25 protein-coding genes are annotated in these 22,994 nt (G+C 67.8%); 11 read left to right on the top strand and 14 right to left on the bottom strand.

Annotated features, from left to right (window positions below; all coding sequences use genetic code 11):
- The first annotated feature begins 523 nt into the window (after positions 1 to 523).
- The 5 genes from ACTJKF_RS20495 (at position 524) to ACTJKF_RS20475 (ending at position 6,167) form a co-directional block, all read left to right on the top strand.
- Complete coding sequence (locus tag ACTJKF_RS20495) at positions 524 to 1,510, top strand: LysR family transcriptional regulator (RefSeq protein WP_440625581.1); 987 nt, start codon at positions 524 to 526, stop codon at positions 1,508 to 1,510.
- A 30-nt stretch (positions 1,511 to 1,540) separates the two neighbouring features.
- Positions 1,541 to 2,539 carry a 2-hydroxyacid dehydrogenase gene (locus ACTJKF_RS20490; protein ID WP_440625579.1) on the top strand — a complete coding sequence of 333 codons (999 nt, stop codon included), beginning with the start codon at positions 1,541 to 1,543 and terminating at the stop codon, positions 2,537 to 2,539.
- A 130-nt stretch (positions 2,540 to 2,669) separates the two neighbouring features.
- Entirely contained in the window at positions 2,670 to 3,434 is a 765-nt protein-coding gene (gene bluB, locus ACTJKF_RS20485; RefSeq protein ID WP_440625577.1) for a 5,6-dimethylbenzimidazole synthase, read from the top strand.
- 288 nt (positions 3,435 to 3,722) lie between these two features.
- Entirely contained in the window at positions 3,723 to 4,892 is a 1,170-nt protein-coding gene (locus ACTJKF_RS20480) for an MFS transporter (protein WP_440625576.1), read from the top strand.
- A gap of 114 nt (positions 4,893 to 5,006) precedes the next feature.
- Positions 5,007 to 6,167, top strand: coding sequence for an MFS transporter (locus ACTJKF_RS20475; RefSeq protein ID WP_440625574.1), 1,161 nt, complete (start codon positions 5,007 to 5,009; stop codon positions 6,165 to 6,167).
- A gap of 148 nt (positions 6,168 to 6,315) precedes the next feature.
- Here ACTJKF_RS20475 and fahA read toward each other — a convergent pair whose 3' ends face one another.
- From fahA to ACTJKF_RS20450, 5 genes are read right to left on the bottom strand one after another with little or no spacing between them, the layout of a single operon-like run.
- On the bottom strand, positions 6,316 to 7,620 hold the full coding sequence (gene fahA, locus ACTJKF_RS20470; RefSeq protein WP_440625572.1) for a fumarylacetoacetase: 1,305 nt from the start codon (positions 7,618 to 7,620) through the stop codon (positions 6,316 to 6,318).
- The gene (gene hmgA / locus ACTJKF_RS20465) at positions 7,617 to 8,951 is read right to left on the bottom strand and encodes a homogentisate 1,2-dioxygenase (RefSeq protein WP_440625570.1); all 1,335 of its coding nucleotides are present in this window, start codon (positions 8,949 to 8,951) and stop codon (positions 7,617 to 7,619) included. Before hmgA ends, fahA begins: the two co-directional genes overlap by 4 nt.
- Positions 8,952 to 8,966: 15 nt before the next feature.
- On the bottom strand, positions 8,967 to 10,328 hold the full coding sequence (locus tag ACTJKF_RS20460; RefSeq protein WP_440625568.1) for an MFS transporter: 1,362 nt from the start codon (positions 10,326 to 10,328) through the stop codon (positions 8,967 to 8,969).
- Positions 10,325 to 10,555: a DUF2783 domain-containing protein gene (locus tag ACTJKF_RS20455; protein ID WP_044844106.1), complete on the bottom strand. Its 231-nt coding sequence runs from the start codon at positions 10,553 to 10,555 to the stop codon at positions 10,325 to 10,327. The genes ACTJKF_RS20460 and ACTJKF_RS20455 overlap by 4 nt, the downstream gene beginning before the upstream one ends.
- A gap of 53 nt (positions 10,556 to 10,608) precedes the next feature.
- The gene (locus tag ACTJKF_RS20450) at positions 10,609 to 12,285 is read right to left on the bottom strand and encodes an FAD-dependent oxidoreductase (RefSeq protein ID WP_440625566.1); all 1,677 of its coding nucleotides are present in this window, start codon (positions 12,283 to 12,285) and stop codon (positions 10,609 to 10,611) included.
- Positions 12,286 to 12,667: 382 nt separating this feature from the next.
- On the opposite strand from ACTJKF_RS20450, the gene ACTJKF_RS20445 reads away from it, so the two are divergent.
- Positions 12,668 to 13,471 carry an EAL domain-containing protein gene (locus tag ACTJKF_RS20445; protein WP_440625565.1) on the top strand — a complete coding sequence of 268 codons (804 nt, stop codon included), beginning with the start codon at positions 12,668 to 12,670 and terminating at the stop codon, positions 13,469 to 13,471.
- A gap of 82 nt (positions 13,472 to 13,553) precedes the next feature.
- Here ACTJKF_RS20445 and ACTJKF_RS20440 read toward each other — a convergent pair whose 3' ends face one another.
- Positions 13,554 to 14,345 (bottom strand): IclR family transcriptional regulator, encoded by a 792-nt coding sequence (locus ACTJKF_RS20440; RefSeq protein WP_440625564.1) that lies wholly within the window; start codon positions 14,343 to 14,345, stop codon positions 13,554 to 13,556.
- Positions 14,346 to 14,616: 271 nt separating this feature from the next.
- On the opposite strand from ACTJKF_RS20440, the gene ACTJKF_RS20435 reads away from it, so the two are divergent.
- A complete protein-coding gene (locus ACTJKF_RS20435) occupies positions 14,617 to 15,804 on the top strand; it encodes an acyl-CoA dehydrogenase (RefSeq protein WP_440625563.1) in 1,188 nt (395 codons plus the stop codon).
- Positions 15,805 to 15,948: 144 nt separating this feature from the next.
- Here ACTJKF_RS20435 and ACTJKF_RS20430 read toward each other — a convergent pair whose 3' ends face one another.
- Positions 15,949 to 16,587, bottom strand: coding sequence for a peroxiredoxin (locus tag ACTJKF_RS20430; protein ID WP_440625561.1), 639 nt, complete (start codon positions 16,585 to 16,587; stop codon positions 15,949 to 15,951).
- An 84-nt stretch (positions 16,588 to 16,671) separates the two neighbouring features.
- On the opposite strand from ACTJKF_RS20430, the gene ACTJKF_RS20425 reads away from it, so the two are divergent.
- The 4 genes from ACTJKF_RS20425 (at position 16,672) to ACTJKF_RS20410 (ending at position 18,206) form a co-directional block, all read left to right on the top strand.
- Positions 16,672 to 16,872, top strand: coding sequence for a hypothetical protein (locus ACTJKF_RS20425; RefSeq protein ID WP_440625559.1), 201 nt, complete (start codon positions 16,672 to 16,674; stop codon positions 16,870 to 16,872).
- A 32-nt stretch (positions 16,873 to 16,904) separates the two neighbouring features.
- The gene (locus ACTJKF_RS20420; RefSeq protein WP_440625698.1) at positions 16,905 to 17,207 is read left to right on the top strand and encodes a DUF883 family protein; all 303 of its coding nucleotides are present in this window, start codon (positions 16,905 to 16,907) and stop codon (positions 17,205 to 17,207) included.
- 122 nt (positions 17,208 to 17,329) lie between these two features.
- Positions 17,330 to 17,719 carry a phage holin family protein gene (locus ACTJKF_RS20415; RefSeq protein ID WP_440625557.1) on the top strand — a complete coding sequence of 130 codons (390 nt, stop codon included), beginning with the start codon at positions 17,330 to 17,332 and terminating at the stop codon, positions 17,717 to 17,719.
- 43 nt (positions 17,720 to 17,762) lie between these two features.
- Positions 17,763 to 18,206 carry a DUF3318 domain-containing protein gene (locus ACTJKF_RS20410; RefSeq protein ID WP_440625555.1) on the top strand — a complete coding sequence of 148 codons (444 nt, stop codon included), beginning with the start codon at positions 17,763 to 17,765 and terminating at the stop codon, positions 18,204 to 18,206.
- Positions 18,207 to 18,268: 62 nt separating this feature from the next.
- On the opposite strand, the gene ACTJKF_RS20405 is transcribed toward ACTJKF_RS20410, so the two are convergent.
- The 7 genes from ACTJKF_RS20405 to glyA all read right to left on the bottom strand — a co-directional run.
- Positions 18,269 to 18,721, bottom strand: a complete 453-nt coding sequence (locus tag ACTJKF_RS20405; RefSeq protein WP_440625553.1) for a type IV pilin protein — start codon at positions 18,719 to 18,721, stop codon at positions 18,269 to 18,271.
- Positions 18,718 to 19,179 carry a hypothetical protein gene (locus ACTJKF_RS20400; RefSeq protein WP_440625696.1) on the bottom strand — a complete coding sequence of 154 codons (462 nt, stop codon included), beginning with the start codon at positions 19,177 to 19,179 and terminating at the stop codon, positions 18,718 to 18,720. Before ACTJKF_RS20400 ends, ACTJKF_RS20405 begins: the two co-directional genes overlap by 4 nt.
- 200 nt (positions 19,180 to 19,379) lie before the next feature.
- Complete coding sequence (locus tag ACTJKF_RS20395; RefSeq protein WP_440625551.1) at positions 19,380 to 20,219, bottom strand: PilW family protein; 840 nt, start codon at positions 20,217 to 20,219, stop codon at positions 19,380 to 19,382.
- Positions 20,203 to 20,598, bottom strand: a complete 396-nt coding sequence (locus ACTJKF_RS20390; protein WP_440625549.1) for a hypothetical protein — start codon at positions 20,596 to 20,598, stop codon at positions 20,203 to 20,205. The genes ACTJKF_RS20395 and ACTJKF_RS20390 overlap by 17 nt, the downstream gene beginning before the upstream one ends.
- 17 nt (positions 20,599 to 20,615) lie before the next feature.
- Positions 20,616 to 21,176 carry a GspH/FimT family pseudopilin gene (locus ACTJKF_RS20385; protein WP_440625695.1) on the bottom strand — a complete coding sequence of 187 codons (561 nt, stop codon included), beginning with the start codon at positions 21,174 to 21,176 and terminating at the stop codon, positions 20,616 to 20,618.
- A gap of 153 nt (positions 21,177 to 21,329) precedes the next feature.
- A complete protein-coding gene (gene nrdR / locus ACTJKF_RS20380) occupies positions 21,330 to 21,809 on the bottom strand; it encodes a transcriptional regulator NrdR (RefSeq protein ID WP_006760615.1) in 480 nt (159 codons plus the stop codon).
- A 6-nt stretch (positions 21,810 to 21,815) separates the two neighbouring features.
- Positions 21,816 to 22,994, bottom strand: a 1,179-nt coding sequence (gene glyA, locus ACTJKF_RS20375) for a serine hydroxymethyltransferase (protein WP_440625547.1), incomplete at its 5' end; no start/stop codon positions are given.

The raw sequence follows: 22,994 nt of genomic DNA, 5'->3' as shown, positions 1-22,994 counted from the left end.
TCGGATGTCCGCGATTTTCTCCGGCAATATTGCGACGATTTGCGGATGTCCATGCTCAGCACGATGCATGCATCGACCGGATTACTCGTCGCCACGATAAAAATTGCGCAGATGGAATCGGCGCACGAAAACCGGGCCCGCTAAAAAACATACGTTGACGCAGCATCTATTGGTGAACGATTTCATCCATTACCGCACTCAGCCGTACACCATCACATGCAACACATTGATTCACATACAAAATATTCGAATCAATGATGTCCGGTTTCAATACACGCCCGACTATCCACGGCGCCCGCCCGCGACACTGACTCGTTAAACGGATACCCGCGATTTCGATTTTACGCAACCCGCCCCTTTTCTCAGGTTGACGGATATCGCTTTCGTAATGAACAATCGTCTGCAGAATCGAAAACCGATTTTTCGATACGAGCGAGAACCGGATGTCGCATGACGGTTTTCCAGGTCGTGCGACGAAAAATCACCACCAGAATCAGTCAACCGGTCCAGAAATCCGCTAGCCATGAACCAGATTCAGACCATGCGTGTGTTCGTCTGCGTCGCCGAGCAGCAGAGCTTCCGGCGCGCGGCCCACCATCTGGGCGTATCCAATGCGCTCGTCACGCGCTCGATCGCGATGCTCGAGTCTCACCTCAACACGCGGCTGATCCACCGCACCACGCGCAACCTGTCGCTGACCGAGGCAGGCCTGCGCTACCTCGACGGCTGCCGCGCGCTGCTCGAGGAATTCGACCATCTCGAGGCCTCCGTCGCGCATGCGGTGCGCGAACCGGCCGGCACGCTGCGGGTCGTCGCGTCGGGCCTGCTGTCGCCGCTCGCGCTGACGCCGCTCGTGAGCAGCTTCCGGCACCGCTACCCCGAGCTGCGCGTGCAGCTCACCGTCGCCGAAGGGCCGCTCGACGTGCTCGATTCGGGCTACGACGTCGGCATCGCGACCGGCAACCGGCTCGACGGCAACCCGACGCTGATCGGCCACGCACTCGCGCCGAACCCGTTCGTCGCCTGCGCGGCGCCCGCCTATCTCGAACGGCGTGGCGAGCCGCGCGTGCCCGACGACCTGCCGGGCCACGACTGGGTCGCGCTCGCGCCGCACCAGCATGCGCCCGCATGGCGGCTGGTCGGCCACGACGGCGCCACGCATTCCATCACCGTCCGCCCGACCTGCACGGTCAACCAGCTCGCGCTCGTGCAGGCCGCGGCCGTGGCCGGCTCCGGCATCGCGGTGCTGCCGGAGCCGTGCGTCGCCGCCGCGCTCGCCACCGGCACGCTCGTGCGCCTGCTGCCCGGCTACCGGATCGACGACCCGGACGCGCAACTGTCGCTCGTCTACCCGAATCGCCAGTACGTGCCGGCCCGCACGCGCAGCTTCGTCGAGCACGCGCTCGAGCATTTCGGCGTGCAGGCGGCCCGCGAGCGGACCGGCTACGGCTTCCTGCGCACGCCCGATCGCGTCGATATCGTCACGGGCCTGCAGACGGGCCTGCAGTAAACTGCACGCGTCAGCCATCGGAGGTGCAGCGTGCGCGTGATCCTGTTCAGCAGCCGGCAGTACGACGACGAATCGTTTGCCGCCGCCAACCGGCAGTTCGGCTATCGGCTGCACTTCCAGCCGTCGCATCTCGACGTGGAAACGGCGATCCTCGCGCACGGCTATGACGTCGTCTGTCCGTTCGTCAACGACACCGTCGACGCGGCCGTGCTCCAGCGGCTTGCCGACGGCGGCACGCGCCTGATCGCGCTGCGCTCGGCCGGCTTCAACCATGTCGACCTGGCGGCCGCCGAGCGGCTCGGCATCGCGGTCGTGCGCGTGCCCGCCTATTCGCCGCATGCGGTTGCCGAGCACGCGGTCGCGCTGATCCTCGCCCTCAATCGCCGGCTGCCGCGCGCGGTGGCCCGCACGCGCGAAGGCGACTTCTCGCTGAATGGCCTGCTCGGCTTCGACCTGCACGGCAAGACCGTCGGCGTGATCGGCACCGGGCTGATCGGCCGCGTGTTCGCGAAGATCATGATGGGCTTCGGAATGCACGTGCTCGCGCACTCGAAGCCGCCGTACGACGACGAACTGATCGCGTTCGGCGTGCGCTACGTCGAGCTGGACGAACTCCTGCACCATGCCGACGTCGTCAGCCTGCACTGCCCGCTGCTGCCGTCGACGCATCATCTGATCAATGCGCAGACGCTCGCGCGCATGAAGCACGGCGCGATGCTGATCAATACCGGCCGCGGCGGCCTCGTCGACGCGCAGGCGCTGGTCGACGCGCTCAAGAGCGGCCAGCTCGGCCATCTCGGGCTCGACGTGTACGAGGAGGAAAGCGGCCTCTTCTTCGAGGATCACTCCGACCTGCCGCTGCAGGACGACGTGCTCGCGCGCCTGCTGACGTTCCCGAACGTGATCGTCACGTCGCACCAGGCGTTCTTCACGCGCGAGGCGCTCGCCGAAATCGCGCACACGACGCTGCTGAACATCGAGGCATGGCACGCGGGCACGCCGACCAACGTCGTCACGACGGGGCGCTGAGCCAAGGCGTTCGGTGCAGCGTCTGGCACACGCGACCCGTCAACGATTCGTCATTTTGTTTCGACTGATGTAACGCCGCACGCACGGCGTCTGCTATCGTTGCGCCGATCTCCCCCTGCCTCTGCCGCTCATGCGTTTCGACGACTCCGCCATCGCCGCGGTCTACCGCGCCATCTTCGAACGGCGCGACATGCGCCACTTCACGCCGGCGAGCGTCGATCCGGCCACGCTCGCACGGCTGCTGCGCGCGGCGCACCACGCGCCGAGCGTCGGCTTCATGCAGCCGTGGCGCTTCATCCGCATCACCGATCCCGCGCTGCGCACTGCGATCCATGCGCTCGTCGAGGCCGAGCGCCGCGCGACCGCCGACGCACTCGGCGAGCGGCAGGACGAATTCATGCGGCTGAAGGTCGAAGGCGTGCGCGAATGCGGCGAGCTGCTGGTCGTCGCGCTGACCGACGACCGCGAGCGCCACGTGTTCGGCCGCCGCACGCTGCCGGAAATGGACCTCGCGTCCGCCGCCTGCGCGATCCAGAACATGTGGCTCGCCGCGCGCGCCGAAGGGCTCGGGATGGGCTGGGTGTCGCTGTTCGACGTCGACGCGCTGCGCACGCTGCTCGGCATGCCGGCCGGCGCGAAGCCGATCGCCGTGCTGTGCGTCGGACATGTCGACGCGTTCTATGCAAAGCCGATGCTAGAGGAAGAGCGCTGGGCCGCGCGGATGCCGATCGACGCGTGCCTGTTCGAAAATGGCTGGGATGCGCCGATGGCGGCCGTTGCTGCCGATGACGCGGCCAACTCCGGCACGATCGCCGGATCGGCGTCGTCGCCCGCAGGTGCCGCGCCGGACGTGCGCGCCGACTCGACGTCGATCGGCCCCCGTCCCGAGCACTAACCAGCTACACGGCGGGCGGAACGGTCGCTTCGCCGGATTCGCTCCGACGCGATGTTTCGCCGGGCCACCGGTCGCTGGACCGCCACCACGTCCCCCGCCGAACACCGCCCGAATCCCACACTGTGACGCACCGGGCCCGCTACCGCGTCGCACGCCGGCAACATCCGTTTTGGCCCCAAACATAGGGGTTTCCACTGAAGTAGAATCGCGGCTGACGTCTCTCCGCCCCGCCCGTCCCGCGCATCCCGCGCCGGCCTCGGGCCGAGGCCTTTTCCTTAGCCCACCGCGATGCCCTTGCCTCTTTTCGCCCTTGCCGTCGCCGCATTTGGAATCGGTACCACCGAGTTCGTGATCATGGGGCTGCTGCCCGACGTCGCCCGCGACCTCGGCGTGTCGATCCCCGCCGCCGGGATGCTCGTGTCGGGCTACGCGCTCGGCGTGACGATCGGCGCGCCGATTCTCGCGATCGTCACCGCGAAGATGCCGCGCAAGCGCGCGCTGATGGGCCTGATCGGCCTGTTCATCGCGGGCAACCTGTTCTGCGCGATCGCGCCCGGCTATGCCGTGCTGATGGCCGCGCGCGTCGTCACCGCGTTCTGCCACGGCGCGTTCTTCGGGATCGGCTCGGTCGTCGCGAGCAACCTCGTCGCGCCGAACCGCCGCGCGCAGGCGATCGCGTTGATGTTCACCGGCCTCACCCTCGCGAACGTGCTCGGCGTGCCGCTCGGTACCGCGCTCGGCCAGGCGTACGGCTGGCGCGCGACGTTCTGGGCCGTCACCGGCATCGGCATCGCCGCGGCCGCCGCGCTCGCGGTGTGCCTGCCGAAGAACCTCGCGATGCCCGACACCAGCATCACGCGCGAATTCAGCGTGCTGAAGCACCCGCAAGTGCTGATGGTGCTCGGCATCAGCGTGCTCGCGTCCGCGAGCCTGTTCAGCGTGTTCACGTACATCACGCCGATTCTCGAGGACGTGACGGGCTTCTCGCCGCGCCAGGTCACTTACGTGCTGCTGCTGTTCGGACTCGGCCTGACCGTCGGCGGCACGCTCGGCGGCAAGCTCGCCGACTGGCGCCGGATGCCGTCGCTGATCGCCACGCTCGCGCTGATCGGCATCGTCCTCGCCCTGTTCGGCGGCACCATGCACCTGCCGTTCGCGACGCTCGCGACGATCTTCGTGTGGGGCATCCTCGCGTTCGCGATCGTGCCGCCGCTGCAGATCCTGATCGTCGATCGCGCGAGCGACGCGCCGAACCTCGCGTCGACGCTGAACCAGGGCGCGTTCAACCTCGGCAACGCAACGGGCGCGTGGCTCGGCGGGATGGCGATCGGCTCCGGCGTGTCGCTCGTGAGCCTGCCGTGGGTCGGCGTCGCGATGGCCGTCGCGGCGCTCGCGCTCACGCTGTGGTCGGCGTCGCTCGAACGCCGACCGGTGAGCGGGCCGACCGAATGCGTGTGACGCGCGGCGCGCCCGGCCACGCGCTGCGTCGCGCCGTTCGTTGCACACCCGGCCCCATGCGATCCTGATGCCCTTCATGGACCTTTCAAGAGCCGCGGTGTAGCATCGCGGCCGATGAAAGCCATTCTCAATCGTGATTTCCTCGCACTGATCCTGAGCGTCGCGGTAGTCGGTCTCGGCACCGGCGCCACGCTGCCGCTCACCGCGCTCGCGCTGACCGAAGCCGGACACGGCACCCACATCGTCGGCATGCTGACGGCCGCGCAGGCGCTCGGCGGCCTCGCGATCGTCCCGTTCGTCACCGCGCTCGCGCGGCGCATCGGTGCGCGCCGCGCGATCGTCGTGTCGGTCGTACTGCTCGCCGCGGCCACCGCGCTGATGCAGTTCACGTCGAACCTGATCCTGTGGGGCGTGCTGCGCGTGCTGTGCGGCGCGGCGCTGATGCTGCTGTTCACGATCGGCGAAGCGTGGGTCAACCAGCTCGCCGACGATTCGACGCGCGGCCGCGTGGTCGCGATCTACGCGACCAACTTCACGCTGTTCCAGATGGCGGGCCCCGTGCTCGTCAGCCAGATCGCCGGCGCGACGAGCATCCGCTTCGCACTGTGCGGCGCGCTGTTCCTGCTCGCGCTGCCGACGCTCGCGACGATCCGGCGCGCGCCGCTCGCCGGCGACGACGCGCATCACGCAGCGCACGACAGCTGGCTCGCCGTGCTGCCGCGCATGCCCGCGCTGATCATCGGCACCGGCTTCTTCGCGCTGTTCGATACGCTCGCGCTGTCGCTGCTGCCGCTCTACGCGATGGATCACGGCGTGGCCAGCGCGACCGCCGTGCTGCTCGCGTCCATCATGCTGTTCGGCGACACCGCGATGCAGTTCCCGATCGGCTGGCTCGCCGACAAGCTCGGCCGCGAACGCGTGCACCTCGGCGCCGGCTGGATCGTGCTCGCGGGCCTGCCGCTGCTGCCGTTCGTGATCGCAAATCCATGGCTGTGCTGGCCGCTGCTGTTCGTGCTCGGCGCGGCGGCGGGCAGCATCTACACGCTGTCGCTCGTTGCATGCGGCGAACGCTTCCGCGGCGCGGCGCTCGTCACCGCGAGCTCGCTCGTATCGGCATCGTGGAGCGCCGCGAGCTTCGGCGGCCCGCTGGTTGCCGGCGCGTTGATGGAACAACTCGGCAGCAATGCGCTGATCGGCGTGCTGGTCGTCTGCGTCGCCGCGTTCGTCGCCGCCGCGCTTTGGGAACGACGCGCGGCGTTGCAACACGCGGTTTGACGCTGGCGCCGATGCTGTCGCGCAACGTCACCCATCGGGACACGCAAGCGCATGCGCACCGCCGCCCGCCGGTAAAGCGAACGCGGCCCGCGCAATGCGGGCCGCCCGGTCCTTCGCGACTACGCGTGATGTTTCGCGCTGCGATCCGTCACGCACTCCGCGCGGGCAGGACCTTGCCGGCACACGTACCGAAACCGACGCGATAGCCGTCGCCCTGGCACCAGCCCGCGAGCGTGAGCTCGTCGCCGTCCTCGATGAACGTGCGGCTGCCGCCGCCCTTCAGCGCGAGCGGTTCCTTGCCGTTCCACGTCAGTTCGAGCAGGCTGCCGAACGAATCCTTCGTCGGCCCGCTGATCGTGCCCGAACCCATCAGGTCGCCGACGCGCGTATTGCAGCCGGCCACCGTGTGATGGGCGAGCTGCTGCGCCATCGTCCAGTACATGTGCCTGAAGCTGGTGCGGCAGATCGGCGTCGCTTCGGCGGCGCCTGCCGCGCGCAGCGTCACTTCCAGCGCGATGTCGAACGCATGCTTGCCCGCGTGCCGCAGATACGCGAGCGGCTGCGGCGACTGTTCGGGCTGCGCGACGCGGAACGGTTCGAGCGCGTCGAGCGTGACGATCCACGGCGAGATCGTCGTCGCGAAGCCCTTCGAATTGAACGGGCCGAGCGGCACGTATTCCCATTGCTGGATGTCGCGCGCGCTCCAGTCGTTCAGCAGCACCATCCCGAAGATGTGCGCTTCGGCGTCCTCGCACGCGATCGGCTCGCCGAGCGCGTTGCCCTTCCCGACGATGAAGCCCGTCTCCAGTTCGATGTCGAGCTTGCGGCACGCGCCGAACACCGGACGCTCCTGGTCGGGCAGCTTCAGTTGCCCGTTCGGGCGCCGCACCGGCGTGCCGCTCACGACCACCGACGACGCGCGGCCGTTGTAGCCGATCGGCATCTCCGACCAGTTCGGCAGCAGTGCATTCTTCGGATCGCGGAACATCGAGCCGACGTTGGTCGCATGCTCCTTCGACGAATAGAAATCGGTGTAGCCGGGAATGTCGACCGGCAGGTGCAGCGTCGCGTCGCGCTGCGCGACGAGCACTTGCGCACGCAACGCGGCATCGTCGCGCAGCCGCGCGTCGCCGCGCGAGAACAGCGCCGACAGTTGCACGCGCACACTGCGCCATGCATCGTGGCCGAGTGCGATGAACGGATTGAGCGTCGGCGCGGCAAATACGTCGGCACCGGCCGGCAGTGTCACGAGGCCCGCCCGCGCGAGCGCGGCGAGATCGACGATCCGGTCGCCGAGCGCGACGCCCGCGCGGCGCGCCGGTTGCTTCGCATCGCTGAAGATCCCGAACGGCAGGTTCTGGATAGGGAAATCGCAGGCGGGATCGTTCGCCGTGTCGACCCAGCTCTTGCGAGCCGGGTCGAGCGTCGCGCGCCAGTCTTGGGTATCGCTCACTTTTGCTCCGGATTGAAGTGTTTCCTGATGCCTTGCCAGCATTCGAAGTAATCGGCCTGCAGCTGCGCGGTGTCGAGCGCGTAGCGCGTCGGGCGGATCAGCGTGCGGGTTTCGAACATGAACGCCATCGTGGCGTCGACCTTGTGCGGCTTCGTCGTGTCGCCCGCGGACGCCTTCTCGAACGTGTCCGCGTCGGGCCCGTGGCCCGACATGCAGTTGTGCAGGCTGGCGCCGCCCGGCACGAAGCCTTCGGCCTTCGCGTCGTACGCGCCGTGCACGAGCCCCATGAATTCGCTCGCGACGTTGCGATGGAACCAGGGCGGGCGGAACGTATCCTCGGCCGCGAGCCAGCGCGGCGGGAAGATCACGAAGTCGATCGTGTCGACGCCCGGCGTGTCGCTGGGCGACTGCAGCACGAGGAAGATCGACGGATCGGGATGGTCGAAGCTGATCGAGCCGATCGTGTTGAACAGGCGCAGGTCGTATTTGTACGGCGCGTAGTTGCCGTGCCACGCGACGACGTCGAACGGCGAATGGCCGATGTCCGCGCGCCACAGGCGCCCGTTCAGCTTCGCGACGAGTTCGAACGCGCCTTCGCGGTCCTCGTACGCGGCCTGCGGCGTCAGGAAATCGCGCGGATTCGCGAGCCCGTTCGAACCGATCGGGCCGAGGTCCGGCAGGCGCAGCAGCGCACCGAAGTTCTCGCAGATGTAGCCGCGCGCGTCGCCGTCCGGCAGCGCGACCGAAAAACGCACGCCGCGCGGGATCACCGCGATCTCGAACGGCTCGACGTCGAGCCGGCCGAATTCGGTCGCGATGAAGAGCCGTCCCTGCTGCGGCACGATCAGCAGTTCGCCGTCGGCGCTGTAGAAGAAGCGGTCCTGCATCGCGCGGTTCGCCGCGTACAGGTGAATTGCGCAGCCGTTCATCGCGGCCGCCGAGCCGTTGCCGGCCATCGTCACGAGCCCTTCGACGAAATCGGTCGGCGCGACCGGCATCGGCAGCGGATCCCAGCGCAGCTGGTTCGGCGGCGTCGGCGGCACGTCGGCCGAGTCGCCGAATTCCGCCACGAGCCGCTGCGCTCCCGTGAACGGCTCGAACGGCCGGTGCACGGCCGCCGGGCGGATCCGGTACAGCCACGAGCGGCGATTGTGGCCGCGCGGCGCGGTAAACGCGGTGCCCGACAGCTGTTCCGCATACAGGCCGTACGGCGCGCGCTGCGGCGAGTTGCGGCCGTGCGGCAGCGCGCCGGGCAGCGCCTCGGTCGCGAATTCGTTCGCGAATCCGCTCAGGTAGCCGGCGGTTGCCGGTTTCGACAGGTCAAGCGTCATCGTTTCCTTTCTCCATCAATTCATGGCGGCGCTCGGCGCCTGCGCGCCGTTGCGCCGCGTGACACCCGCCAGGCCCAGCACGAACAGCGCCGAGCACAGCACGGGCACCGCAGCCGCGTGGAACAACGCACCGTTGGTCCAGTTGAGCGCAATCAGCTGGCCGCCGACGAGCGGCCCGAGCACCGAGCCGATCCGGCCGATCCCGAGGCTCCAGCCGATGCCGGTCGAGCGCAGCGACGTCGGGTAGTACTGGCCCGCGAGCGCGTTCACGGCCGGCTGCCCGCCGACCACGCAGAACCCGCCCGCGAACACGACCAGCAGCAGCCACGGCAGCGCATGCGCGACCGAGCCGATCAATCCCACCGACACGGCGGCGCACGCGAAACACGCGAACAGCACGCGCACGAAGCCGTGGCGTTCGATGAACCAGCCGAGCGACAGCGTGCCGATCACGCCACCCGTCTGCAGCACCGTGCCGACGATCACCGCCGTGCCCGGCGCATGGCCCGCGTCGCGCATCACGGTCGGCAGCCAGTTCGACAGGAAATACAGGTCGATCAGGTTCATGAAGCTGATCGCCCACAGCAGCAGCGTGACCGGCAGGCGGCCGTGACGGAACAGCTCGGCGACCGGCGCGCCGCTTGCCGCGCGCTCGCGCACGACGAGGCGCGTGTTCGCATCGATGCCGGCCTGCGGCGCGAAGCGCGCGAGCCAGTCGCGTGCCTGCGCGTCGCGCCCTTTCAGCACCAGGAACTGCAGCGACTCGGGCAGCCGCGCGAGCATCGCGATCGTCAGCACGAGCGGCACCGCGCCGCCGACGAAGAACACGGCACGCCAGCCGAGCGACGGAATCAGCGCGGCGCTGATGAAGCCGCCGAGTGCCGCGCCGAGCGTGAAGCCGCACGACACGATCATCATCCGCTTCACGCGATGCGCGGCCGGGCTGAACTCGCCGACCAGCGCCATCGCGTTCGGCATGATGCAGCCGAGGCCGAGGCCCGTGACGAAGCGCAGCGCCATCAACACGGGAATCGAGCCGGCGAACGGCGTCGCGAGCATCGTCACCGCGAAGAACAGCGTCGAGCCGATCAGCACCGGGCGGCGCCCGATCCGGTCGGCCAGCACCGACAGCCCGAGCGCGCCGAGCAGCATCCCGAACAGGCTCGCGCTGAACACGGGCCCGAGCGCCTGCTTCGGCACGCCCCATTCGGCGATCACGCTCGGCGCGACGTAGCCCATCGCCTGCGCATCGAAGCCGTCGATCACGAGGCACAGCCCGCACAGCACGAGCAGCATCCAGTGAAAGCCCGGGCGATGCGTGTCGTCGATCACGCGCTCAACCTCGAGCACGCGCGCGGCGGCCGACGCCGCGCTCATTGCGCCGCCTCGGCGGCCGGATGCACGGGCGGCGTCACGCCCTGGCGGGCGAGTGCCATCGCTTCGCGCAGCACGTCGGCGTCGCCGATCTGGTTCGCGAGCAGCAGGATCAGCTTTGCGTTGACGAGCTGGCTGTCGGCGTCCGACAGGTCGCGATGCATGTCGATCAGCGCTTCGTAGAACGCGTCCGGATCGGCCAGGCGCGGGCGGGTGTCGAGTCGGGGCATGACGGGTGTCTCCGGTGTCGTGGTCTGGTTCGATGCGGCGTTCAATGCCGTGTTCAGCGTGCGCAGGTCGCGCGCGCCAGCGCGTCGGCGATCGCCTGGCGCTCGAGCGTGCGCATCCGTGCGCAGACGTGCTGGTCGGGGCGCAGCAGGTAGAACGTGCCGGGCTTCGCGTCGTAGCGTTGCGCGGCGAAACCGTCGACGTCCTCCACGACGTCGACGCCCGCCACCGGCTGCGCATGCCCGGCCGGCACCACCAGCACGGGCCGCACCGGCAGCGCGAGTCCCGCGAGCGCTTGCGCGAGCGCGGCGGCGTCGCCCGGCAGCCCGAACAGCACGCCGGCGAAGCCGTCGCCGAGATGCTTCAGCAGCCAGTCCGGCGCCCCCTGCGCGCGCACCGGCGCATCGGCCGCAGCGGCACCCGGACGCATCGCGCACGCGAACGCGTCACCGTTGCGGTCCGGTGTATTCAGCGGCGAATCGGCCAGCACGGCCGGCACCGACAGGCGGCCGCTGTTCACGAGCTTGCGCGCGAACTCGCAGTCGCGCGCAAGCTTCAGCGTCGCGTCGCGGAACACGCGCGACACCGCGCTCTTCGGCGTGATGAAGTCGGTGGAACGCGTCGAATTGCGGATATTCTCGTCGGCGGCGAACTCGCGCTCGCTCGCATAGGTGTCGAGCAGGCGGTCGTCGGAGCGGCCGTCGAGCACCAGCTTCAGCTTCCACGCGAGGTTGTCCGCGTCCTGCACGCCGCTGTTCGCGCCGCGCGCGCCGAACGGCGACACGCCGTGCGCGGAATCCCCCGCGAACAACACGCGGCCATGACGGAACGTATCCATCCGCTGGCAGCGAAACGTATAGACGCTCACCCATTCCAGCTCGAACTCGACGTCCGCGCCGAGCAGCGCGCGCACGCGCGGGATCACGCGCTCCGGCTGCTTCTCGGCGACCGGATCGGCGTCCCAGCCGAGCTGGAAGTCGATGCGCCACACGTTGTCGGGCTGGCGATGCAGCAGCACCGACTGGTTGCGGTGAAACGGCGGATCGAACCAGAACCAGCGCTCGGTCGGGAATTCCGCCTTCATCTTCACGTCGGCGATCAGGAAGCGGTCCTTGAACGTGCGGCCGCGGCTCTCGAGGCCCATCGCCGCGCGCATCGGGCTGCGCGAGCCGTCGGCCGCGATCACGTATTGCGCGCGCAGCGTGTCGATGCCTTCCGGCGTCTCGACCGTCAGCGCCGCGTGGTCCGCCGACTGCGCGACGCCCGTCACCTTGTGCTTCCAGCGGATCTCGAGATTCGGCAGCTCGAACGCGCGCTCGGCCAGATAGCCTTCGACGTAGTACTGCTGCAGGTTGATGAACGCCGGGCGCGCATGCCCTTCCTCGGGCAGCAGGTCGAACGCGTACAGCTGTTCGTCCTGCAGGAACACCTTGCCGACATGCCAGCTCACGCCCTTGTCGACGAAGCGCTCGCCGCAGCCGAGCCGGTCGAAAATCTCGAGCGTGCGCTTCGCGAAACAGATCGCGCGCGAGCCCGTCGACAGCGTGTCGTCATCATCGAGCAGCACGACCGGCACCCCCTGCTGCGCCAGGTCGATCGCGGCCGACAGGCCCACCGGGCCCGCGCCGACGACGATCACCGGGTGAACGGCCGTGTCATTGCCGGCGGCCCGCGCCGCGCGCGGCCGGTAGTCGAACTTCAGCGTCTGGTAATCGATGCTCATGGTCGCCATCCGCTCCTCAGCCCTGCCGTGCGCGCGCCGGTGCGCGCCGCGCCGTTCCGCCCAGATCCACGACCTGCCGCCGATGCCGCGGCCCGCCCTGCTCCGTCCACATGCTGTCACCCGCCACGTCTCGCTCCTTGCTTCCTGTTGATTCGATTCGGAAACGGCGCCGACCGCGGGCGCCCGAATGCCGCTTTTCTTGATCGGCGACACATCCTGGATTTACGAATAGTAAAACCAATTACGAATAGTGAAATCAACGTAAACCCTAGCGATCGCGTCGGGGACGGGATAACCATATGAGCGAAACGCCAAGCCGAGCCGGACGCGCACTGCTAATATCAAGGCATGAGGCGGCCCCTTTCGGCCGCCATTTTTCCTTCCTACACCGATGATTCCGCCCAACATTCCCGAGCTGGTCGCCCGCGCCGGGCAACTGCCTTATCTGCGGGAACACCTCGCGCTTGCCGACGGCGGCACCGCGTGCGCGAATCTGCCCGAGCGCACGCTCGCGAGCGCTTATGAACCGATCTACGACGTGACGATGCCCGGCGCACCGCAGTCGACGTCGTTCGCGGATGCGATCGAGCGCTACGGCGACGAACTCGGCTTCCAGGCCGTCACGCTGGTCACGGGCGCGCCGCACGACCCGGTCGACTCGGCCGTCGACGACCAGGCGCTCGTCGCGATCGACCGGCTGTCGCGCGCGCTGCATGCGATCAACTTCTTCGGCGCGCAACGCCACGGGCTGTTGTTCCTGCGCGTGCACGAACGGCTGCTCAAGAGCGTGAAGTACGACCACGGCAAGCATTTCTCGGCGGTGCTGCAGCGCTTCGGGTTGCCGAGCGAGCGCATCGTGATCGAGCTACCGGCCGTCGCGGTCGCGCACAAGACTTTCCTCGGCTACCTGACGCGCAGCTACCAGCATCACGGCTTCAAGGTCGCGGACAAGCTGCCCGACCCGGGCCGGATCCTCGCGGTCGAATCGGAGATGGCGCGGCCCGACTACATCAAGATGGATGCGGGCATCGCGCTGCGCAACGGGATGGTGAAGGCGCTGGTCGCCTATGCGCAGCGCGTGCGGATTCCGCTGATTTTCGACGGCGTCGTCGACGAGACGCAGTGCGAGCTGCTACGCCAGCACGACGTGCGGTTCATGCAGGGGCCGGTGTTCGCGAAGGTCGTGACGGCCTGAGCGGCGGGGCGGCGAACGCGCGCGGGGCGCGGCGGATGGCGGATGCTGTCATTCGTTTCGCGCGTGCGCCCGGCGTGGTGTCTCAGGCCGTCTGCCCGAGCCGCTGCGCGAGCGCCTTCAGTTTCGGCCCGACCTGCGTGCGGAATATGTCCTCGTCCATCGACGATGCGGGCCCGCTGCAGCTCAGGATCAGCCAGCGGCCCTCGCGCGGCTCGCGGAACGGCACGGCCGCCGCGTTCACGTCCATGTGCCACGCGCGAAACGAATAACAGCAGCCGCCATCGGAAAACTCGGCCACCGCTTGCTGCGCGGCCGCGACGAGCGCATCGGCATCGGCCGCGCCGCCGGTCGCGCGGTGCAGATCGGCATAGAGCGCGCGGCGCACGTCTTCCGGCTGCACGGCCAGGTACGCGCGCCCCATCGAGCTCGTCAGCATCGACAGTCGCGAGCCGGGTGCAAGCCCGAGCGTCAGCGCGGTTTCGCTGCGGATCGTTTCCAGATAGATCATGTCGAGCCCGTCGCGGCAGCCGAGCGACACGGCCGCGCCGATCTCGCGCGCGAGCGCCTGCATGTGCGGCCGCGCGAGATCGAGCGTCCCGGAGCCGGACAGCAGCGCGTAGCCGAGCGAGAGCACGCCGGCGTCGAGCGCATACTTGCCGAGCGTCTCGTCGTAGCGCAGGTAGCCGAGCACGGTCAGCGTATACGCGAGCCGGTTCACGGTCGCCTTCGGCAACCCGGTGCGCTCCGCGAAGTCGCGATTGCCGAGCATCGTCTCGCCGGGCCGGAATGCGCGCAGCAGGTCGAGCCCGCGCGCGAGCGCAACGACGAACTTGCGCTCGTCGATCGTGGTTTCGTCGATGGTTGAAAGCGTCATCTGGTGCTACACTGGGTTCGTTTTGCAAAACATTGTTCCGCACAGCGGAACTTGAGTCAAGCAAACTTTAGAGATGGGCCAGGCAGAGAAGCGCCACCCTGGGACCGACCGCAAAGCATGGGATCAGAGCAAGCGCTGAAGCGCCGACTCCAGGCCGACTGCAAAGCATGGGGCCAGAGCAAGCGCTAAAGCGCTAACTCTGGGCCGACCGCGAAGCATGGGGCCAGAGTAAGCGCTAAAGCGCTAACTCTGGCCGACAGGAGATGAAACGATGACCGCTGCAACTTTTCATTGGGACGATCCGCTGCTGCTCGACCAGCAACTGACCGAAGAAGAGCGCATGGTGCGCGATGCCGCATCCGCGTACGCGCAAGACAAGCTCGCGCCGCGCGTCACCGAGGCGTTCCGTCATGAACGCACCGACGCCGAGATCTTCCGCGAGATGGGCGAAGTCGGCCTGCTCGGCCCGACGATCCCGGAAGAGTACGGCGGCCCCGGCCTGAATTACGTCAGCTACGGGCTGATCGCGCGCGAGGTCGAGCGGGTCGATTCCGGCTACCGCTCGATGATGTCCGTGCAGTCGTCGCTCGTGATGGTCCCGATCCACGCATTCGGCTCGGACGCGCAGAAACAGAAATACCTGCCGAAGCTCGCGAGCGGCGAATGGATCGGCTGCTTCGGGTTGACCGAGCCGAACCACGGCTCCGACCCGGGCAGCATGGTCACGCGCGCGAAGAAGGTGCCCGGCGGCTATTCACTGTCCGGCGCGAAGATGTGGATCACGAACTCGCCGATCGCCGACGTGTTCGTCGTGTGGGCGAAACTCGAGGAAAACGGCAAGGATGCGATCCGCGGCTTCATCCTCGAGAAAGGCTGGAAGGGGCTCTCCGCCCCTGCGATCCATGGCAAGGTCGGACTGCGCGCGTCGATCACCGGCGAAATCGTGCTCGACGAAGTGTTCGTGCCCGAAGAAAACCTGATGCCGAACGTGAGCGGCCTGCGCGGCCCGTTCACGTGCCTGAACTCGGCGCGTTACGGGATCGCCTGGGGCGCGCTCGGCGCCGCGGAGTCGTGCTGGCACACCGCGCGCCAGTACGTGCTCGACCGCCAGCAGTTCGGCCGGCCGCTCGCCGCGAACCAGCTGATCCAGAAAAAGCTCGCCGACATGCAGACCGAAATCACGCTCGGCCTGCAGGGCGTGCTGCGCCTCGGGCGGATGAAGGACGAAGGCACCGCGGCCGTCGAGATCACGTCGATCATGAAGCGCAATTCGTGCGGCAAGGCACTCGACATCGCACGGCTCGCGCGCGACATGCTCGGCGGCAACGGCATCTCGGACGAATTCGGCGTCGCGCGCCACCTCGTGAACCTCGAAGTGGTGAACACGTATGAAGGCACGCACGACATCCATGCGCTGATCCTCGGCCGCGCACAGACGGGCATCCAGGCATTCTTCTGACCATTTTCGCGCGGGACGCGGCGCCCGCCGCGTTATACCGCACTCAGTGAAAAAAAGACACGGCCCGCCCGGCATCGCTGCCGGGCGGGCCGTTTTCATCGGCACAGCGCGTTCGTCACGCGCCGCCGAAGCCGCACCCCGTGCTTACTTGTTCGGCTGCGGCGTGAGGCGCAGGTACGGGCGCACCGCGTTGAATCCCTTCGGGAAGCGTTTCTTCAGCTCCTCCGGATCCTGCAGCGACGGCACGATCACGACGTCGTCGCCATCCTTCCAGTTGCCGGGCGTCGCGACCTTGTAGTTGTCGGTCAGTTGCAGCGAGTCGATCACGCGCAGCACTTCGTCGAAATTGCGCCCGGTGCTGGCCGGGTAGGTGATGATCAGCCGCACCTTCTTGTTCGGATCGATCACGAACAGCGAGCGCACCGTCAGCGTTTCGTTCGCGTTCGGGTGGATCATGTCGTACAGCTGCGAAACCTTGCGGTCCGCGTCGGCGATGATCGGGAAGCCGACAACCGTCGATTGCGTTTCGTTGATGTCGTTGATCCAGCCTTTGTGCGACTCGACGCCGTCGACCGACAGCGCGATCACCTTCACATTGCGTTTCTCGAATTCGCCCTTCAGCTTCGCGGTCAGCCCAAGTTCCGTCGTGCACACCGGCGTGTAGTCGGCCGGGTGTGAAAACAGCACGCCCCAGCCGTCGCCGAGCCATTCGTGAAACTTGATCGTGCCCAGGCTCGATTCCTGCTCGAAATCCGGTGCGATGTCACCAAGACGCAGACTCATGATGTTCCCTCCTCGAACGATGCTGGTTGAAACCGCGCGCTGTTGGCGCGGGACAGTCCGTCAGCTTACGGGAAGCAATGGGACATGCGAACGATTATTCCGTTTGATATTCATACTTTTTTGTCATTTTTGCCCGATGGCGGAATGGTGCCGCCGGCCGCGCAGGAAACTTTTCGCAACGTTCGCGGCTCTGTTCATGATTACGAGTCGTTTACCATGCGGTCTTGCACTGCCGCCGGGCATCATCCCGGCTCGCCAGCAGGCAGGCGTTTCGCTACGATATGAACCTGCAGCATGACAGCATGAAGGGAGTTGCAATGTCGGAAATCAACAAGGAGAAACTGATGTCGGATATCAAAAACGTTCTCGCGGACGCCGAGGATCTGCTCAAGCAAGCAGCGAGCAGCACGGGCGACCGTGCGGCCGAGCTGCGCGAGAAAGCCATGACGCGCCTGAAGCAGGCCAAGGAGAAGGCAGCCGACGTCCAGGTCGTGGTGGTCGAGAAAGGCAAGAAGGCCGCGCGCGCGACCGACGATTACGTGCACGAGCATCCGTGGACGTCGATCGGCATCGCCGCCGGCGTCGGCGTGCTGGTCGGTCTGCTGATCAACCGCAAGTAACGCGCTCAGCGCCGTTCCGCCCCATGTACCGCCCGGCGGCACATGGGTGCCGAAGCCGGCCGGCGGCTCGCCGTCGGCCGGCTTTGACCTAGCCGCTCACTGCGCGCGAAAGCGCCTCATTCATGACGACAGACACCCACCCGCAGCCGTCCGGCCAGGGACCGCTGCGCCGCCTCGTCGGCTCCGCGATCGGCCTGCTGCAAACGCGTCTCGAACTGGTCGGCATCGAGCTCGCCGAGGAGAAGGAGCGCCTGATGGGCGTGCTGTTCCTCGGGCTCGCCGCCATGATGCTCGCGACGATGGCACTCATCAGCCTGACGGTGCTGATCGCGATCGCGTTCTGGGACACCTACCGCTGGCAGTCGCTTGCGGTCATCACCGCGCTTTACGCGATCGCCGGCCTCGCATGTGCGCTGAAGGCGCGCTCGGGCCTGCGCGATGCACCGACCGTGTTCGAAGCGACGCTCGCCGAGCTCGAGAAAGACCGCGACATTTTCCGCGGCAAGCCGTGAACGCGGTCGCGCTCACCCCACTCACCTACTTCGCCGACGCGCCATGAGCCAGAACGTCACGGGCCATTCACCCCGCTCCCATTCGTCGCGATCGAAGTGGAGCGCGTCGCAGCATCGCGCGCTCCGCAAGGAATTGCTGATCCTGCGCTCCGAGGTCGAGCGGCTCGAGCTTGCCGAAGCCGCCGCCGACATGCGCCACGCCGTCACGCGCTTCAGCTGGCTCAAGGTGTTCATCCCCGGCCTGTCGAGCAGCAAGTTCAGCCAGTCCGCCAAGAACCTGAACGCAAACCTCGCCCAGCTCGTCAACCAGTATCCGATGCTGAGTTCGCTTGCATCGCTCGTACTGGCGAAACCCGTTCGCTCGCTGCTGCGCGCGAGCGCGGGCCCCGCGCTGAAGTGGGGCACCGTCGGCTTCGCCGCGTGGGAGGTCTACCGGATCTGGAAGCAGTCGCGCGACGAGCGCGACAACACGGCAACCGACGACTGACACACCACGACCTGCGCGCGCGGCCCTGTGCCGTTGCGCGCTGTCCGTGCAAGATCGCCTGATCAACGCACGCTCCAGCATGTCCGCACCGGTGCCTCTATCGCGGTGTCGTCCGATCCCGCATTGCCTTTCGTTCCGTCCGAGCGCAGCGTGAATGCGCCGCATCCATCGTCGCGCATTGGCCCCGTGTCGAGCGGGCTCGCGACGAGTTCGTAGGCCACCGCCGCATCGTCGCCGGTCGATCGCCGTAGCGCCACACGATAGACTACCGGCCCGTCCGATGGTGCGTGCGCGTATGCGTCCGGTAACGTCGGTGGCGGCGCGCCGTCGAGCGTTTCGAGATATTGGGCTGCCCGGTACAGCGCGGCAACCGCCGCTGCGCGATGCACGCGCGCGACATGGTCGCGATACGACGGAACGCCCCACGCGGCCAGCGCGGCGACGATCGCGAGCACGATCATCAGTTCGAGCAACGTGAACGCCGCCGATCGGCGCATCGGCGTTTGTCCGTTCATCGATGCACCGCCGCGACGCGGCGCCAGCGCTGCGCCACGATGCGCCCGTCGCGCAGCGCGACCTGACTCTGCAGCCAGACCACGCTCGATGCATGGCTGCCGACGCCACGCGCGGTGACGAGGTAAGCGCGGCTACCTGCCGGACCGACACCTCGCCACGTCTCGATCAGGCAGCGCGGGGGCCGGACCGCCATCGGCCAGGCGGCGAACGGTGCGAACGCTTCGGCAACGCCAGGCGCGGACATCCGCCGCCACGCATCCGGCTCGGCGTGTGATGCAGGGTCGTCCCGGTACGGCGCGCCGCTGCGGCGCAATCGTGCGATACAGGCTGCCAGCGCGGCATCGGCCGCATGGAACGCAATCAGCCGATCCGACAAGGCACGCGTGCGGCGCGATTCCGTCAGCGCCGCTTCGAACCATGTGCCGGTCAGTGCGGCGACCGCCGCCCCGACCGCGATCACGGCAGGCAGCGCGAGCCCTGCGTCGCGTCGCCAGCCGCGGCGGGCAGACGGAAGGCGGGGGCGCGCGGCGCAGCGGCCCGGCATGATGCCTCCACCGCGCGATGCGTGCCGTGCGACGCCACGGCGCGCCGCTATCCGCGCCGCACGCCTTGCCGCGATTCGCATCGCCAACTCGCTGACGATTCGGCTTACGTGGATCATGGCCACACCTCACGAACGGGCGCCCCGCCTCGGACGGGATCGGCGAATGCGCTCGCGCCATTGCGCAACGCGACGATTCGATGCAGCACCAGATGCGCGCGGCCGTCCTGCGAAACGACCATGCGACCATCGCAATCGACGTGGCGCGCGGGCTCACGCATCGGTTCGCCGCGAGCACGCACGCACACGTGCACGGCGGCGACATCGTGCCACTCGTCGGCGCCCAGTTCCTCCGCGTTGGCGAATGGCGCGCCTGCGCGACGCAGGTAGCGCACACGAAGCTGGTCGATCCCGGACACGACCGGTTGCGGCGTGCCCGGGCGCCCACTGCCTTCGCAGTACAGTTCGGGTTCGCCCGTCGACGGACTGACATGCGCGTCGAAGCGGTTTTCCACCAGCGGCCGCTCGCCGGGGGCACCGACACCCTGCCCAAGACAGTCCGACACCTGGCCGCTGATCGTCGGCCACGTCGACACGGTGTCGCCGACATACCGGATCAGCACCGCATCCGACGCTGCGCGCACGGCTTCGCAGTGCACCCGCGCGCCGTCGCCTCGCACGCGCGCCGAGGAACAGCCGAACACCGGCGACAAGGCCAACGCCGATTCGACATCGAGCGGGCGAAACCCGGCCATCTGGATCTGCTGGCCGATCAGCATCAATGCGGTCGCGGCCGCATCGCGCATCCGGAACCCGTCTTCCGCACGCCGCTGTGCGACGCGCTGGGCGTGGTACAGCGCACCTGCTGCGGCAAGCACGAGCAGCCCGACGGTCATCGCGATCAGCACTTCGAGCAGCGTGTGCGCGCGGCTGCGGCGATCAACGTTCATCGGCATTGGCCTCATCCTCCCGAAACGGAATCCGCACACACGACGGTGGCTTGACCGGCGCCCCCGCGCCGTCGCATCGCATCGAAGCCTCCGTCTCGGCGTCGCGCCAGCCGACAATCAGGTACCGGATACCGGCCGGCCCGTGGTCGAGCGCCATCGTGCCGCCCGGCAACGATGCGGCCGCGAGCGCCGCCACGCCATCGTCGGCCCCTGCCGCCGCATGCTGCCGCTCGATACGTGCGTCGGCCAGCCACAGCGCACGTTCACGCCGGATCGTTGATTGCTGCACGCGCGCCATCGCGAACTGGCTGCCGGCCACCGCCAGCATCACGGCCGCGAGCAGCGCAACCGCCAGCACCGCTTCGAGCAGCGACGCGCCGCGCATCCGCCGGTACATGCGCTTCACGCCGCGTCGCAACGGCCGGCGACGACGCGCGCCCGGCCGCCGGCCGCAATCCGGATGCACCGCGACACGCGTGCATCGTCGTCGGACAACGCCCGCTGCGGACGCAATTCAAAACGCCGGATCCCGCCGATCACCTGCCCGGCCGGCGGCGCGAACGCCAGGTCGTGCGCCGCGCCCGCGACGGCGATGTCGGCATCGCGCGGGTAACGCCGCAACACGCGCGACTGCCCGTCGAACTGCCCGCTGACGATCCAGCCGCACGACCATTCCGCCGGGTCGCACCGCTCGCCGGATCGCACGCAGTCGCCGTCGCGCCCGGCCCGGCACAGCGTGACGCGCACGCCGAGACGCGTCGCCTCGGTGCGGGCGAACGACAACGCGCCGAGCAGCGCGCGAGAGCGGGCATCCACGCGCTCGCGCATGCGCCACTGATCGAATGCAGGGGCGGCATAAAGCCCGATCCCGACCGCCAGCGCGATCGCGACCATCAATTCGACGAGCGTGAACCCGCCGCAGCGTCGCATGCCTTTTTCAACGGCTTGCCGGTGCAGTCCCATCGCCATCGCCCTCCGTCAACGTGATGCGACGACTGTAGCGACGCATGCGAACACGCGCCATTCGCCGAACGGCCGACTGGCGACATGCGCTCGCGGCCGACACAATCGGCGCGAACTGGACCCACGGAGAAAACGATGAACAGACGCAGCGCGTCAGCGCTTACGCGGAGGCTTGGAGGGGGACGCGCGACGGAACTCTTCGATCACGTCGGCAAATTCGGAAACGTCCTCGAACCGGCGGTAAACCGATGCGAAACGGACATAGGCAATCGTATCGAGGCCGCGCAACTCGTTCATCACGAGTTCGCCGAGCTTCTCGCTACGCACTTCACGCTCGCCGGTCGCGAGCAGTTGATATTCGATGCGGGCGACCGCCGCGTCGATCGCGTCAGCCGCAACCGGCCGCTTGCGCAGCGCGAGTTGCATGCTGGCGACGATCTTGCGACGATCGAATTCCGTGCGGCTGCCGTCCTTCTTCACGACGGCCGGCAGGTTCAGCTCGACCCGCTCGTACGTCGTGAAACGCTTGTCGCAGGCCGAGCAGCGGCGGCGCCGGCGAATCGCGGCGCCATCTTCGGACACGCGCGAGTCGACGACCTGCGTGTCTTCATGCCGGCAGAACGGGCAGCGCATGCGGGATCAGCGATAGACCGGGAAACGCTGGGTCAGCTCGGCCACTTGCGCGCGCACGCGCTCGATCGTCGCTGCATCTTCCGGGTTCTCGAGCACGTCGGCGATCAGGTTGCCGACCTTCTCGGCTTCCGCCGGGCCGAAGCCGCGCGTCGTCATCGCCGGCGAACCCAGGCGGATACCGCTCGTCACGAACGGCTTTTCCGGATCGTTCGGGATCGCGTTCTTGTTCACCGTGATGTGCGCCGCACCGAGCGCCGCTTCCGCTGCCTTGCCCGTGATCTTCTTCGCGCGCAGGTCCACCAGCATCACGTGGCTTTCCGTACGGCCCGACACGATGCGCAGGCCGCGCTTGACCAGCGTTTCAGCCAGCACGCGTGCGTTCTCGACCACCTTCTGCTGATATGCCTTGAACTCCGGCGACAGCGCTTCCTTGAATGCCACTGCCTTGCCGGCGATCACGTGCATCAGCGGGCCGCCCTGGATGCCCGGGAAGATCGCCGAGTTGATCTGCTTCTCGTACTCGGCCTTCATCAGGATCACGCCGCCGCGCGGGCCGCGCAGGCTCTTGTGTGTCGTCGTCGTCACGAAGTCCGCGTGCGGCACCGGGTTCGGGTACACGCCTGCCGCGATCAGGCCGGCGTAGTGGGCCATGTCGACCATCAGGTACGCGCCGACCGACTTCGCGATCTTCGCCAGACGCTCGAAATCGATCTTCAGCGCAAATGCCGATGCACCCGCGACGATCAGCTTCGGCTTGTGCTCGTTCGCCAGCTTCTCGGCAGCGTCGTAGTCGATGTCTTCCTGCTCGTTCAGGCCATAGCTGACGACGTTGAACCACTTGCCCGACATGTTGACCGGCGAGCCGTGCGTCAGGTGACCGCCGTGCGCGAGGCTCATGCCCATGATCGTGTCGCCCGGCTTGAGCATTGCGAAGAACACACCCTGGTTCGCCTGCGAACCCGAGTTCGGCTGCACGTTCGCCGCTTCCGCGCCGAACAGCTGCTTCACGCGATCGATCGCCAGCTGCTCGACCACGTCGACGTATTCACAGCCGCCGTAGTAGCGCTTGCCCGGATACCCTTCCGCGTACTTGTTCGTGAGCTGCGAGCCCTGCGCGGCCATCACGGCCGGGCTCGTGTAGTTTTCCGACGCGATCAGCTCGATGTGATCTTCCTGCCGGCGGTT

The organism is Burkholderia sp. 22313 (assembly GCF_052045245.1).
Lineage (GTDB): Bacteria > Pseudomonadota > Gammaproteobacteria > Burkholderiales > Burkholderiaceae > Burkholderia.
The sequence above is the reverse complement of the archived record's forward strand: the minus strand, read 5'-3'. Positions and strand labels throughout refer to the sequence as shown.